Source organism: Mesorhizobium sp. M0195 (assembly GCF_040322115.1).
GTDB lineage: Bacteria > Pseudomonadota > Alphaproteobacteria > Rhizobiales > Rhizobiaceae > Mesorhizobium.
Genome location: NZ_JAMYSV010000005.1, coordinates 95,127 through 107,079, shown reverse-complemented (window position 1 = coordinate 107,079; position 11,953 = coordinate 95,127). Strand labels below are relative to the sequence as shown.

14 protein-coding genes are annotated in these 11,953 nt (G+C 61.5%); 8 read left to right on the top strand and 6 right to left on the bottom strand.

All coding sequences use genetic code 11. The features are described from left to right. Window positions 1–64: 64 nt before the first annotated feature. The 4 genes from NKJ12_RS13390 to NKJ12_RS13375 all read right to left on the bottom strand — a co-directional run bounded on the left by NKJ12_RS13390 (window position 65) and on the right by NKJ12_RS13375 (window position 2,448). Entirely contained in the window at window positions 65–595 is a 531-nt protein-coding gene (locus NKJ12_RS13390; RefSeq protein WP_352703095.1) for a hypothetical protein, read from the bottom strand. Between the two features lie 225 nt (window positions 596–820). After that, window positions 821–1,303: a 30S ribosomal protein S9 gene (gene rpsI, locus NKJ12_RS13385; protein ID WP_023674644.1), complete on the bottom strand. Its 483-nt coding sequence runs from the start codon at window positions 1,301–1,303 to the stop codon at window positions 821–823. A gap of 1 nt (window position 1,304) precedes the next feature. After that, the gene (rplM, locus tag NKJ12_RS13380; protein WP_023674645.1) at window positions 1,305–1,769 is read right to left on the bottom strand and encodes a 50S ribosomal protein L13; all 465 of its coding nucleotides are present in this window, start codon (window positions 1,767–1,769) and stop codon (window positions 1,305–1,307) included. Between the two features lie 214 nt (window positions 1,770–1,983). Then, window positions 1,984–2,448 (bottom strand): PaaI family thioesterase, encoded by a 465-nt coding sequence (locus NKJ12_RS13375; RefSeq protein WP_352703093.1) that lies wholly within the window; start codon window positions 2,446–2,448, stop codon window positions 1,984–1,986. Window positions 2,449–2,603: 155 nt separating this feature from the next. Between NKJ12_RS13375 and NKJ12_RS13370 the strand changes: the two genes are divergently transcribed. The 5 genes from NKJ12_RS13370 (at window position 2,604) to NKJ12_RS13350 (ending at window position 6,244) form a co-directional block, all read left to right on the top strand. Further along, the gene (locus NKJ12_RS13370) at window positions 2,604–3,425 is read left to right on the top strand and encodes an enoyl-CoA hydratase (protein WP_352703091.1); all 822 of its coding nucleotides are present in this window, start codon (window positions 2,604–2,606) and stop codon (window positions 3,423–3,425) included. Window positions 3,426–3,434: 9 nt separating this feature from the next. Beyond that, entirely contained in the window at window positions 3,435–3,857 is a 423-nt protein-coding gene (locus NKJ12_RS13365; RefSeq protein WP_352614133.1) for a VOC family protein, read from the top strand. A 76-nt stretch (window positions 3,858–3,933) separates the two neighbouring features. Continuing rightward, window positions 3,934–4,455 (top strand): CoA-binding protein, encoded by a 522-nt coding sequence (locus NKJ12_RS13360; RefSeq protein ID WP_352703088.1) that lies wholly within the window; start codon window positions 3,934–3,936, stop codon window positions 4,453–4,455. A gap of 152 nt (window positions 4,456–4,607) precedes the next feature. Next, the gene (locus NKJ12_RS13355; protein ID WP_023674650.1) at window positions 4,608–5,888 is read left to right on the top strand and encodes an O-acetylhomoserine aminocarboxypropyltransferase; all 1,281 of its coding nucleotides are present in this window, start codon (window positions 4,608–4,610) and stop codon (window positions 5,886–5,888) included. A 5-nt stretch (window positions 5,889–5,893) separates the two neighbouring features. Continuing rightward, the gene (locus NKJ12_RS13350; protein WP_352703086.1) at window positions 5,894–6,244 is read left to right on the top strand and encodes a cupin domain-containing protein; all 351 of its coding nucleotides are present in this window, start codon (window positions 5,894–5,896) and stop codon (window positions 6,242–6,244) included. 33 nt (window positions 6,245–6,277) lie between these two features. On the opposite strand, the gene NKJ12_RS13345 is transcribed toward NKJ12_RS13350, so the two are convergent. Then, a complete protein-coding gene (locus tag NKJ12_RS13345) occupies window positions 6,278–7,525 on the bottom strand; it encodes a cytochrome P450 (RefSeq protein WP_352703084.1) in 1,248 nt (415 codons plus the stop codon). 97 nt (window positions 7,526–7,622) lie between these two features. Between NKJ12_RS13345 and NKJ12_RS13340 the strand changes: the two genes are divergently transcribed. Continuing rightward, complete coding sequence (locus tag NKJ12_RS13340; protein WP_352703082.1) at window positions 7,623–8,726, top strand: NAD(P)/FAD-dependent oxidoreductase; 1,104 nt, start codon at window positions 7,623–7,625, stop codon at window positions 8,724–8,726. Between the two features lie 4 nt (window positions 8,727–8,730). On the opposite strand, the gene NKJ12_RS13335 is transcribed toward NKJ12_RS13340, so the two are convergent. Beyond that, on the bottom strand, window positions 8,731–9,321 hold the full coding sequence (locus tag NKJ12_RS13335; protein ID WP_352506468.1) for a hypothetical protein: 591 nt from the start codon (window positions 9,319–9,321) through the stop codon (window positions 8,731–8,733). 345 nt (window positions 9,322–9,666) lie between these two features. Here NKJ12_RS13335 and NKJ12_RS13330 point away from each other — a divergent pair, with 345 nt between their 5' ends. Further along, window positions 9,667–10,296: an ATP-dependent Clp protease proteolytic subunit gene (locus NKJ12_RS13330; protein ID WP_254817601.1), complete on the top strand. Its 630-nt coding sequence runs from the start codon at window positions 9,667–9,669 to the stop codon at window positions 10,294–10,296. Window positions 10,297–10,600: 304 nt separating this feature from the next. Beyond that, the gene (clpX, locus tag NKJ12_RS13325; RefSeq protein ID WP_006332719.1) at window positions 10,601–11,875 is read left to right on the top strand and encodes an ATP-dependent Clp protease ATP-binding subunit ClpX; all 1,275 of its coding nucleotides are present in this window, start codon (window positions 10,601–10,603) and stop codon (window positions 11,873–11,875) included. The last annotated feature ends 78 nt before the right edge of the window (window positions 11,876–11,953 follow it).

Here is an 11,953-nt window from a genome sequence, read left to right as displayed (position 1 = left end):
ATAAGCGCGGCTCCCTTCCCTCAGGGTGACCCGCCACTACGCTTCGCGGCAGGTCTTGCTTGATCTATTTGACTGGGATCATCAGGTGCGCGTAGGGCGTGTCGGGGAACATGACGTATGGCTGTGTGGGGTTCGGCTCGTGGGGATACAAGGCCATCATGTCTGGTGCGTTCATGACCATCACGTGCGGACCATCATGCAGCCATTCGGCCCCCTCCGGCGGCTTGGTTGCAAAGGGGTCGGTATTGCTGGCCGCATCGCCTCCTTTTAGCATGTAGGCGAAACCAACTTTTCCTGCCGGCGGCTCCTTCTTGGACATGATCGCGTGCATCCACGCCATCCCGTTCTCATCCGTGCACATTGGGTCGTCGGCGGGAGTGCCCGGGTCGTCCGGGATGCAAGTGAAACCGTTGGTGCCCTTCCTCAACGTTTTCATCTCCCAATTCACGACGGCGGCGTTTTTGCCGACAGCCGCCGGTGCCGCTCTAATCGCATTCTCGATCAGCTGCTTGTCGCTTTTGTCGGCCGCAGGCGCGGCGAATGCCCAAGTGGCGGCGACAGCTGCTAGAAACACACTGCTGGAATGGATGCGCATTGCCTCCCTCCTTCGCGAGCGTCGGGTTACCGGCGCGTCGCAACGTGCACAGCTCCCGCTCTGTGGAGTTGGCTGCTGCCCTGGGATATAGAACGCGCCGGTAATTAAGATACTACTAATATTACGATAGGTCACCTGAAGATGCGGGACTGCTATGTCGACAAAGAAAAGGGGCTGCGAAATACGCAGCCCCTTTGAAAAAATCGATAGAAAACAGGTATCTGTTTAACGCTTCGAGAACTGGAAGGAGCGGCGGGCCTTCGCCTTGCCGTACTTCTTGCGCTCGACGACGCGGCTGTCGCGGGTCAGGAAGCCACCCTTCTTGAGCACGGCGCGCAGCGCCGGCTCGTAATAGGTCAGCGCCTTGGAGATGCCGTGGCGCACGGCACCGGCCTGGCCGGAAAGGCCGCCGCCGATGACGGTGGCAACGATGTCGTACTGGCCGGCGCGATTGGCGGCGATGATCGGCTGGTTAAGGATCATCTGCAGCACCGGGCGCGCGAAATATTCGGCGAACACCTTGTCGTTGACGACGATCTTGCCGGAGCCGGGCTTCACCCAGACGCGGGCGATGGCGTTCTTGCGCTTGCCGGTGGCATAGGCGCGGCCCGATTTGTCGAGCTTCTGGACATGGACGGGTGCGGCCGGCTGGGTGTTGGTATTGCCGGTGGCAGCTCCGAGTTCTGCGAGCGAGGAAAGCTCAGCCATCTTACGAAACCTTCTTGTTCTTGGCGTTCAGCTTGGCCACGTCGAGGACGACGGGCTGCTGGGCGACATGCGGATGTTCCGTGCCTGCATAGACGCGGAGGTTCTTCATCTGGCGACGGCCGAGCGGGCCACGCGGGATCATGCGTTCGACGGCCTTCTCGACGACACGCTCGGGGAAACGACCCTCGAGCAGCTGGCGCGCGGTGCGCTCCTTGACGCCGCCGGGGTGGCCGGTGTGCCAGTAATAGACCTTGTCGGTGAACTTCTTGCCGGTGAACACCACCTTGTCGGCATTGATGACGATGACGTTGTCGCCGTCGTCGACGTGCGGGGTGAAGGTGGGCTTGTGCTTGCCGCGAAGATGATTGGCGATGACAGTGGCGAGACGGCCGACGACGAGACCCTCGGCGTCGATCAGCACCCACTTCTTCACCACATCCGCAGGCTTCTGCGAAAAGGTTGCCATGAATTGTTGCTTTCGGTTCGGACCTTCAAAAGAAGGCGTTTCTTGTTGCTTGGATTGGCGAAAGGCGCTTGCCCGCCGCCAATAACAAAACGGCGGCCTTTGCGGGCCGCTGTTCCGTGAGGGCTTATAGGAGAGGACGGCGACTGCGTCAAGGCGCGTGAAATGTCAGCAAGCTATCAAAATCCAGCAAAAACAATGCCTTGGATGAAAGGTATTATTTTACCACACCATCAATCCGCTTTGGCGGGATCGAATAGGTGCCCGTTGCGTGCGCTACCGTGTGTCCCTCCGGGCCGGCGACGATGTCGATATCGAACACCATCAGGCTCTTGCCGAGCTTGAGGATGCGGCAATGGCCGTCGATAGGACCACCCTCGGCCTTGCGGACAAAATTGATGTTGAGACTGGTGGTGACCGAAAGCGCATCCGGTCCGGCATGCGAGAGCACGCAGACATAACCGCCTATGTCGGCCAGCGTGAACAGCGCCGAACCCGACACGGTGCCGCCGGGACGCAAATGGCGCTCGTCGGCGTTGAGCCGCACGACACAGCCGCCTGGAAACACCTCCAACGCCTCGTAGAAGGTGAACTGGTCGTTGAGCTGCGGGAAAATGGTCGCCATCAGCGCGTTGATTTCGGCAGCCGTCAGCACCGGCTTGAGATTGCTGTGGGCGGGCATTTCAGTCTCCCGGTTTGCGCCCTGCTTGTATGAACGCGACGTGGCGTTTCTGGCAACAGCCATTCATTAGGGCAGTAGCGGACGAGGGAGTTGGACGAAGCGAGGCGGCATACTAGATTAGTCCATCATCGATCCGGAATCGCAGAGGAATGATCATGGCCGAAATCGTCGCCATCAAGCCTGCCGTTGCCGAAGGGCCGGTCGTCTCCAGGCTGGACAACGGCGTGCTGCGCCTGACGCTCGCCAATCCGCCGGCCAATGCTCTTTCGCTTGCAGTGATGGCGGCGCTGACGGCGGAATTCGACCGCGCCAAGGCCGACAAATCCGTCCGCGTCATCGTCCTTGGGGCGACCGGCAAAGTGTTCTGCGCCGGGCACGACCTCAAGGAGTTGAGCGCGCACCGCGCCGATGCCGATCGCGGCAGGGGCTTCTTCGAAAAGACGTTTTCCGCCTGCGCCGCGCTGATGCAGGCGATCGTTCGCCATCCTAAGCCGGTGATCGCCGAAGTCGACGGCCTGGCGACGGCGGCCGGATTGCAGTTGGTCGCCAGCTGCGATCTCGCCATCGCCTCGCACGAGGCGACCTTCTGCACGCCTGGCGTCAATATCGGACTGTTCTGCTCGACGCCGATGGTGGCGCTGTCGCGCAACGTTTCGCGCAAGCACGCCATGGAGATGCTTTTGACCGGCGAGACGATCGATGCGGCAACCGCCAAGGAATTCGGCTTGGTCAACCGCGTCGTGCCGCGCGAATATCTGAATCAGATTGTCACCAAATACGCGCAAACCATTGCGTCCAAATCCTCTCTGGTCGTCAAGATCGGCAAGGAAGCCTTCTACGAACAGGCAGAAATGGGGCTGGCCGAGGCCTATGATTACACCGGGCGCGTCATGGTCGAGAACATGCTGGCGCGCGATGCGGAAGAGGGCATTGGCGCCTTCATCGGCAAGCGCAAGCCGGAATGGCCGGAGGAGTAGGAGGCGGATATGGAACCGCGCATCTCCATCGTCACCATCGCCACCGACGATCTCGACCGTGCGACGCGCTTCTATGAGGCGATGGGCCTGACCCGCCATGCCGGGATCACCGACGGCGTTGCCTTCTTCCAGATGGGCGGCGCCATTCTTGGCTTGTTTCCGCGCCCAAGCGCCGAAGAGGATTCGGGCGTCAGCTTCTCGAAGGCGCCGTCGGCCGTCTACCTCGCCTACAACACCCGCTCTGACGCCGAGGTCGACGAAGTGCTTGCGGCGGCTGAGAAGGCTGGCGGCAAGATCGTCAAGCCGGCCGGGCGCGCCTTCTGGGGCGGCTGGTACGGCTATTTCGCCGATGCCGACGGGCATGTCTGGGAAGTCGCGCACAATCCGGCTTTTCCGGTCGCGGAAGACGGATCGATTTCGCTGCCGGCCTGACGACGTTCTCCCTGGCCCATTGCAAGCCACTTGCTCGGCTGTTGGCACCTCACTCTGAAGCGCTGTATGACGAGGCATGAACCACGACGCCTACGACAACGCCTATATCGCCGGCATCCTCAATTCGGTGAAGACCATCGCCATGATTGGCGCGTCGGCCAATGACGTGCGGCCGAGCTATTTCGTGCTCAAATATCTGCTCGGCAAAGGGTTTTCGGTGTTCCCGATCAATCCCGGCCAGGCCGGCAAGGAAATCCTCGGGCGGATGACCTATGCCAGGCTGGCCGATGTTCCAGAGCCAATCGACATGGTCGACGTGTTTCGCGCTTCCGCTGCCGTGCCGGGCATTGTCGACGAGGTGTTGCGGCTCGATCCGCTGCCGAAAGTCATCTGGATGCAGCTTGGCATACGCCATGACGAGGCCGCCGCGCGCGCCGAGGCCGCCGGCATCAAGGTGGTGATGAACCGTTGCCCCAAGATCGAATATGGCAAGCTGTCCGGCGAGATCGGCTGGACCGGCGTCAATTCCGGCGTTTTGTCGTCGAAGAAGCCGCTGATGCGGCCGGGGTTCCAGAGTTTCGGCGTTCGCCAGAAGTAGGTAGTGAATAGTGAATGGTGAATAGAAAGATTTTTCTGGAAGGCGGGCAAGGCGGCATATGAGCCGCTTGCAATCAGGGTGGGGCTGGCCGACTTTGCCATTCACCATTCACCATTCACCATTCACCACTCACCATTGAGGGAGGTTTTTCGATGGCCCGCACGCCCGGTTTCAACACGCTCGCCGTCCATGCCGGCGCCAAGCCGGATCCGGCGACCGGCGCACGCGCGACGCCGATCTACCAGACCACCTCCTTCGTCTTCGACGATGCCGACCATGCCGCCTCGCTGTTCGGGCTGAAGGCGTTCGGCAACATCTATACCCGCATCATGAACCCGACGCAGGCGGTGCTGGAAGAGCGCATCGCGGCACTCGAAGGCGGCACGGCAGGCCTTGCGGTCGCCTCCGGCCATGCCGCGCAGGTGCTGGTCTTCCACAATCTAATGCAGCCCGGCGACAATTTCGTTTCAGCGACAAAGCTTTACGGCGGCTCGATCAACCAATTCGGCCACGCCTTCAAGAATTTCGGTTGGCAGGTGCGCTGGGCCGACACCAATGACATCTCGACCTTCGAGAGCCAGATCGACGACAGGACCAAGGCAATCTTCATCGAGAGCCTAGCCAATCCCGGCGGCGTCTTCGTCGACATCGAGAAGATCGGCGACATCGCCCGCAAGCACGGCCTGCCGCTGATCGTCGACAACACGCTGGCCTCGCCCTATCTGCTGCGGCCGATCGAGCATGGCGCCGACATCGTCGTGCATTCGCTGACCAAGTTCATCGGCGGTCACGGCAATTCGATCGGCGGCGCCATTGTCGACGGCGGCACGTTCGATTGGTCGAAGTCGGGCAAGTATCCGATGCTGTCGGAGCCGCGCCCCGAATATGGCGGCCTCGTCCTGCACGAGACCTTCGGCAATTTCGCCTTCGCCATCGCTGCTCGCGTGCTCGGCCTGCGCGACATCGGCGCGGCGATTTCGCCGTTCAACGCATTCCTTATCCTGACCGGTCTGGAAACCTTGCCGCTGAGGATGCAGCGCCACTGCGACAATGCGGCCGCAGTCGCCGGATGGCTTTCCAACCATCCCAAGGTCGCCTGGGTGTCCTATCCCGGCCTGCCCAGCGACAAGAACAACGCGTTGCAGAAGAAGTACTCGCCGCTTGGCGCCGGCGCGGTGTTCACATTCGGGCTGAAGGGCGGCTATGCGGCGGGCATCAAGTTCGTCGAGGCGCTCGAACTGTTCTCGCATCTGGCCAATGTCGGCGACACCAAGTCGCTGGTCATCCACCCGGCATCGACCACGCATCGCCAGCTTTCCGACGAGCAGAAGATCAACGCCGGGGCAGGGCCGGACACGGTCAGGCTTTCGGTCGGCATCGAGGACGTCAACGACATCGTCGCCGATCTGGAACAGGCTCTCGCCAAGGTTTGATCGCCATGACCACGCCGAAATTTCTTTCCGTCGGCGTCGACACCGTCGAACCGGAACTTGGCGCGCCGGCGCCGGATCGCCTGATTTCGGGCGATCCGAAATTCCGCACCTGGAATGTCGAGGAACAGGACGGCGGCCTTTATGTCGGCGTCTGGGAAGCGACGTCAGGCAAATGGCGCATCGAATATGATGAGTGGGAGTTCTGCCACATCCTGTCAGGGGTTTCGGTGATCGCCGAAGACGGCGGCGATGCGCGCACTGTCAGGGCAGGCGACAGCTTCGTGCTGAGGCCAGGCTTTAAGGGCAGCTGGGAAGTGTTTGAAACGACTCGCAAGGAGTATGTGATCAAGCTTTAATCACCCCTGCGGCTGAGCCTGCCGGACGAATGCTCAAAAGCGCACGGCGAGCGTTTCCAGCCCATGGAAATGATAGGTGTCGCGCAAGCGCGGCTGTTCGGCAAGATGCAACTGCGGTAGCCGGTCGAACAGGGTTTTCAGCGACACCTGCAATTCGAGCCGGGCGAGCGGCGCGCCGATGCAGAAATGAATGCCGGCGCCGAACGATACGTTCTTCTGGTCGGCGCGGCCCGGCCTGAAGGCGAAGGGCTCGGCAAAGGCCACCGGGTCGTGATTGGCCATGCCGAGCAGCAGACCGATCGTTTCGCCCGGCTGGACGACGATACCAGGCCCGGCCTCGACCTTCTGATAGGCGTAGCGCGTGAACATGTGCAGCGGCGCGTCGAAGCGCAGGCACTCTTCGACCGTCGCGGCTGTTGCTTCCGACGAGGTGAAGAAGCGGCGTGGATCGCCGCCTTGTGCGAGGATCGACCGCACCGCATTGCCGGTCTGGTGGACAGTTGCCTCATGGCCGGCATTGAGCAAAAGGATGGCCGAGGATACCAGCTCGTCCTCCGACAGTTTCTGGCCGTCCTCCTGCGCCGCAATCAGCAGCGACAGAAGATCGTCGCCCGGCCTCTTTCGCCGCTCGGCGACGTAGCCACGCAAAAAATGCGAAAAGTCCCGCGCCGCGCGATTGGCCGTCTCTTCGGTCTCGCGGGTGCGGCCGTGCATGTACATGGCGACCATCCGATGCGACCAGTCGAGCAGCTGCGGCCCCATATCGACCGGCACGCCGAGCATCTCGGCAATGATGGTGATCGGCAAGGGAGCGGCGAGCGCCGGCAGCAGGTCGACTTCTCCTGGTTCGAAGCGGTCGATCAGTTCGTTGGCCAGCGCCTCGACACGCGGCCTGAGCCGCTCGATCTGGCGCGAGACGAAGGCGCGGTTGACCAGCGTTCTGAGCCGTGTGTGGACAGGCGGCTCCAGCTCCAGCATCGAATTGGCCTCGACGCCGTCGAATGCGCTGAGATGCGTACGGTCCTGGCCGATGCCTCGGCTGTCCGGAATGCCGGCCGGATTCTGGCGGCCGGAGCGGCGATCGCGCAGCAGACGGTTGACATCGTCGAAGCCGCCAAAGCACCAGAAGCCAAATTCTTCCCAGAAGAAGGCGTTCGATGCGCCATGCAGGAAGGTGTAGGCCTCGTATGGATTGTGGAAGAAAGCCGGCTCGTGCGGATCGAGCCGCAGGCTGCGCGTGGCTGGATCAAAGGCAAGGTAGGGCGGCTTCAATTCGGTCATGCCAGATCATTAGCGCGGCTTGCCAGTCTGGTGCCAGACCGTATGTTGGCCCTGCCGTGAGGTGAGCCGCCGAAGCGGTTGCGGAAGGACAGTTTTCATGAATGTGATCGTGGTCGGTGCAGGCATTGCCGGACTTTCGACGGCGTGGTCGCTGGTCAAGGCTGGTCACCTCGTCTCGATCGTCGAGCAGGGATCGATTCCCAATCCGCTCGCCGCCTCCGGCGACCACCATCGCATTATTCGCCGCGCCTACCGGGCCGGAACGGGCTACGGCCGGCTGATCACCGAAGCCTATGAGGCCTGGGACGAGATGTGGGCCGATCTCGGTGAAAGCCACCTCGATCCGCGCGGCTTCATCTGTATTTCGCGCGAGCCGGGAGATGAGGCGGAGGAATACCGCGAGGGCATGGAAGCGGGAAATTATCCGTTCGAATTGGTCGAGCCGGACGCCGCGGTCGAACGCTGGACGTTCCTAGAACCTGGTTCATTCCGCTATGCATATTTTTCGCCGGACGGCGGCGCGCTGCACTGCCGCAAGATCGCCTCTAGCCTCGCCAGGTGGCTGCGCGCGAACGGCGCCAATGTCTACGAAAACAGCAAGGTCGCCGAGATCGACGCCGACGCCGGACAGGTCGTGCTTGCGAGCGGCGAAACGATGCAGGCCGACCGGATCGTCGTCGCTGCCGGCGCCTGGGTCCTGAAACTGTTCCCGGAACTGGACGGCGAACTGAAAACCTGGCGCACCGCGCTCGCCTATGTCGAACCGCCGGTTGATCTGAAGGCAGCCTGGCAGGCAGCGCCGGTCGTCCTCAACGTCGGCGGCACCATCGACGGCTACGCAATTCCGCCGACAGGTGGCGCCGGCATGAAATTCGGCTCGGGCCTGCACAGGGTGCCGACCAGCGATGCCGACTGGAACCGCCAGCCGGTGCCGGGCGAGGGTGAGGCGATCCGCAACCTGTTTTCGCCGCCGATTGCCCGGATCGAGGAGTACAGGGTCACCGAAGTGGTCACCTGCGCCTACACCTTCACCGTCGACGAGAGATTCCTGGCCCACCGGAAAGGCAAATGCCTGGTCGTCTCGGCCTGCTCCGGCCATGGCTACAAGTTCGGCGCGGCTGTTGGCAGAAGGGTTGCGGCCTGCGTCGGCAATGACGATGTCGACGGCCTGAAGAAATGGCTCAGGGCCGAGGCGCCCTGAGCGCCTAGTATCGGCAATGCCTCGGAATATGCACTCGCCGCCAGCTCGACGAACCCTCCCTGACCACCAAGCGGCGAGCCACTGTCTGATACGACGCCGGAATGTCGATGATGCGCCGCTGCTCCGGCCGCACCAGAACCTCTTCGGCGACGCTCTCGTATTCGGCGGGGAGGACAACGCGCCGCCGGCGTTCCGGCTCAACCACGACGATTTCGGCCACGCGTTCATAGCGCGCCTTGTGCCTGACCTTGCACAGCACCTTGCGGCCATTGATGATGCGCCATTCCCAGGAATAGCCGCCGTCAGCAACCTTCACGGAGCGGTAGATGATGCGGGTGATGGCGGGCACGATCTCGTAGCTGACGTGCGCCGGCGCGATCTGCACCAAGCGCTCGCGCGTCCCGTAGATTGGCGCCTCGTATTCCACCTGCTGGCCGGCTGGGCTGACGAGCACGTCCTCATAGACTGTGTCGTAGACGGCCGGCCTGTTGACCTGCTCGTAGCATTCGATCACGCGTCCGCCGGCAGCCGTTTCGGACGCCATGCCGAGAACGGTGATGCCGGTAAGGGCCAAGGAAGCAGCTTTCCTGATCATCGCACTCCCCTGTTTGAACTGCATGAAGCGAGTTCAACGTTGAATTGTAGGGTAAGCCGTGGCTGGAAAAAGCGGTTTCACCACTTTTCGTTAAGCGATGCGGTTAAGAAAACGCTAAACGCCGGCCAGGCATGAGCGACCTTCCGACGGCAGGAGAGGGCTGCCGGCACGGCGACGGGCGAAACTTGCTTTGGAAACCTTGATTCGACTTAACCGGATGGCTAGGAGAGGCGGCCTTGCGCTAGGGTGAGCCGGCATCCTATTTACACAATAACGATCCAGAACCGATTCTGCCCGATTGCAAATCTCCGGCGCCGGAATCCCATCCTCAAAAAGGGATAGTCCATGAAGAACCCCGTCGAAACCTACATGAACCTCGTTCCGATGGTGGTCGAACAGACCAATCGCGGCGAGCGGGCCTACGACATTTTCTCGCGGCTCCTCAAGGAGCGCATCATTTTCATCACCGGCCCGGTCGAGGACGGCATGGCGACGCTGGTCTGCGCGCAACTGCTGTTCCTCGAAGCGGAGAATCCGAAGAAAGAAATCAACCTCTATATCAACTCGCCCGGCGGCGTCGTCACCTCCGGCATGGCGATCTACGATACCATGCAGTTCATCAAGCCTGCCGTGTCGACGCTCTGCATCGGCCAGGCCGCATCGATGGGTTCGCTGCTCCTGACTGCCGGCCACAAGGACATGCGCTTTGCTACGCCGAATGCCCGCATCATGGTCCACCAGCCTTCCGGCGGCTTCCAGGGCCAGGCGTCCGACATCGAGCGCCATGCCCAGGATATCATCAAGCTGAAGCGCCGCCTCAACGAGGTTTACGTCAAGCACACCGGCAAGAGCTACGATGAGATTGAAAGAACGCTCGACCGTGACCATTTCATGACTGCCGACGAGGCCAGGGATTTCGGCCTCATCGACAAGGTCATTTCGTCACGTGAGCCGGTCGAAGGTATTGCCTTATAGTCCCGCGGTGGCCCTGCGGTGGCAATGAGTGGCGGGATTACGCCCTTTTGGCGCAGCTTGCGGCATTTCGGCCACAATTGGCTGTTCCCTCGACGGGTGCAATTGCCTACGTTAAGGCTATGTTGATTTTCGACGGCTTAGCTTTGCGTGGGGTTGTTCGAATCATTGCCCCGTTTTCCGATTTGTGTTTCGTACGGAATGCGTTGCGGGGGCCGGGGCACTGGCGGCAGCGGATTCCCGCGATAGATTGAATATGCGCCCTTTCAACCAGACCATCGGCGGGCGGCCATGAAAGGACAGGAAAATGAGCAAGGTCGGCAACAACAGCGGTGATTCCAAGAACACGCTTTATTGCTCGTTTTGCGGCAAAAGCCAGCACGAAGTGCGCAAGCTGATCGCCGGGCCGACGGTGTTCATCTGCGACGAATGCGTCGAACTGTGCATGGACATCATCCGCGAAGAGAACAAGACCTCGATGGTGAAGTCGCGCGAGGGTGTGCCGACACCGCAGGAAATCCTCAAGGTTCTCGACGACTACGTCATCGGCCAGCCCTACGCCAAGCGCGTGCTGTCGGTGGCCGTCCACAACCACTACAAGCGCCTCGCCCATGCCGGCAAGAACAACGATGTCGAACTGGCGAAGTCGAACATCCTGCTGATCGGCCCGACCGGCTGCGGCAAGACGCTGCTGGCGCAGACGCTGGCCCGCATCATCGACGTCCCCTTCACCATGGCCGACGCGACGACGCTGACCGAAGCCGGTTATGTCGGCGAGGACGTCGAGAACATCATCCTGAAGCTGTTGCAGTCGGCCGACTACAATGTCGAGCGCGCCCAGCGCGGCATCGTCTATATCGACGAGATCGACAAGATCTCGCGCAAGTCGGACAACCCCTCGATCACCCGTGACGTATCGGGCGAGGGCGTGCAGCAGGCACTTTTGAAGATCATGGAAGGCACTGTCGCCTCCGTGCCGCCGCAGGGCGGTAGGAAGCATCCGCAGCAGGAATTTCTGCAGGTCGACACCGCCAACATCCTATTTATCTGCGGCGGCGCTTTCGCCGGGCTGGACAAGATCATCTCGGATCGCGGCAGGAAGACCTCGATCGGTTTCGGCGCTATCGTCGCTTCGCCCGAGGATCGCCGCACCGGCGATGTTTTCCGCCTGGTCGAGCCTGAGGACCTCTTGAAGTTTGGCCTCATTCCCGAGTTCGTCGGCCGTCTGCCTGTCTTGGCGACGCTGGAGGATCTCGACGAGCCGGCACTGATCCAAATCCTGACCGAGCCGAAGAACGCGTTGGTCAAGCAGTATCAGCGGCTGTTCGAGATGGAAAATGTCGACTTGACCTTCCACGAGAACGCGCTCTCGGCGATCGCCAAGCGCGCAATCGAGCGCAAGACCGGCGCACGCGGCCTGCGTTCGATCATGGAAGCGATCCTGCTCGACACCATGTTCGAGCTGCCAGCACTGGAAGGCGTGCGCGAAGTGGTTATTTCGGAAGAGGTGGTGTCAGGCAACGCCAGGCCGCTCTACATCTATTCCGAGCAGAAGGAAAAGAAGGGCAACGTCAGCGCCTGACGTGAGCCGGCAATGGATTTTTCTGAAACGGCGCCGCAGGGCGCCGTTTTGCTGTCGCACACCGCTTACGGCGCCGCG

What these genes read in the sequence shown, in the direction of transcription:
- NKJ12_RS13340 (WP_352703082.1), top strand. Translation starts at nt 7,623, where the DNA reads ATGAATGTGATCGTGGTCGGTGCAGGCATTGCCGGACTTTCGACGGCG.
- NKJ12_RS13375 (WP_352703093.1), bottom strand. Translation starts at nt 2,448, where the DNA reads ATGCCCGCCCACAGCAATCTCAAGCCGGTGCTGACGGCTGCCGAAATC.
- NKJ12_RS13365 (WP_352614133.1), top strand. Translation starts at nt 3,435, where the DNA reads ATGGAACCGCGCATCTCCATCGTCACCATCGCCACCGACGATCTCGAC.
- NKJ12_RS13350 (WP_352703086.1), top strand. Translation starts at nt 5,894, where the DNA reads ATGACCACGCCGAAATTTCTTTCCGTCGGCGTCGACACCGTCGAACCG.
- NKJ12_RS13355 (WP_023674650.1), top strand. Translation starts at nt 4,608, where the DNA reads ATGGCCCGCACGCCCGGTTTCAACACGCTCGCCGTCCATGCCGGCGCC.
- clpX (WP_006332719.1), top strand. Translation starts at nt 10,601, where the DNA reads ATGAGCAAGGTCGGCAACAACAGCGGTGATTCCAAGAACACGCTTTAT.
- NKJ12_RS13335 (WP_352506468.1), bottom strand. Translation starts at nt 9,321, where the DNA reads ATGATCAGGAAAGCTGCTTCCTTGGCCCTTACCGGCATCACCGTTCTC.
- NKJ12_RS13370 (WP_352703091.1), top strand. Translation starts at nt 2,604, where the DNA reads ATGGCCGAAATCGTCGCCATCAAGCCTGCCGTTGCCGAAGGGCCGGTC.
- NKJ12_RS13330 (WP_254817601.1), top strand. Translation starts at nt 9,667, where the DNA reads ATGAAGAACCCCGTCGAAACCTACATGAACCTCGTTCCGATGGTGGTC.
- NKJ12_RS13390 (WP_352703095.1), bottom strand. Translation starts at nt 595, where the DNA reads ATGCGCATCCATTCCAGCAGTGTGTTTCTAGCAGCTGTCGCCGCCACT.
- NKJ12_RS13360 (WP_352703088.1), top strand. Translation starts at nt 3,934, where the DNA reads ATGAACCACGACGCCTACGACAACGCCTATATCGCCGGCATCCTCAAT.
- rplM (WP_023674645.1), bottom strand. Translation starts at nt 1,769, where the DNA reads ATGGCAACCTTTTCGCAGAAGCCTGCGGATGTGGTGAAGAAGTGGGTG.
- NKJ12_RS13345 (WP_352703084.1), bottom strand. Translation starts at nt 7,525, where the DNA reads ATGACCGAATTGAAGCCGCCCTACCTTGCCTTTGATCCAGCCACGCGC.
- rpsI (WP_023674644.1), bottom strand. Translation starts at nt 1,303, where the DNA reads ATGGCTGAGCTTTCCTCGCTCGCAGAACTCGGAGCTGCCACCGGCAAT.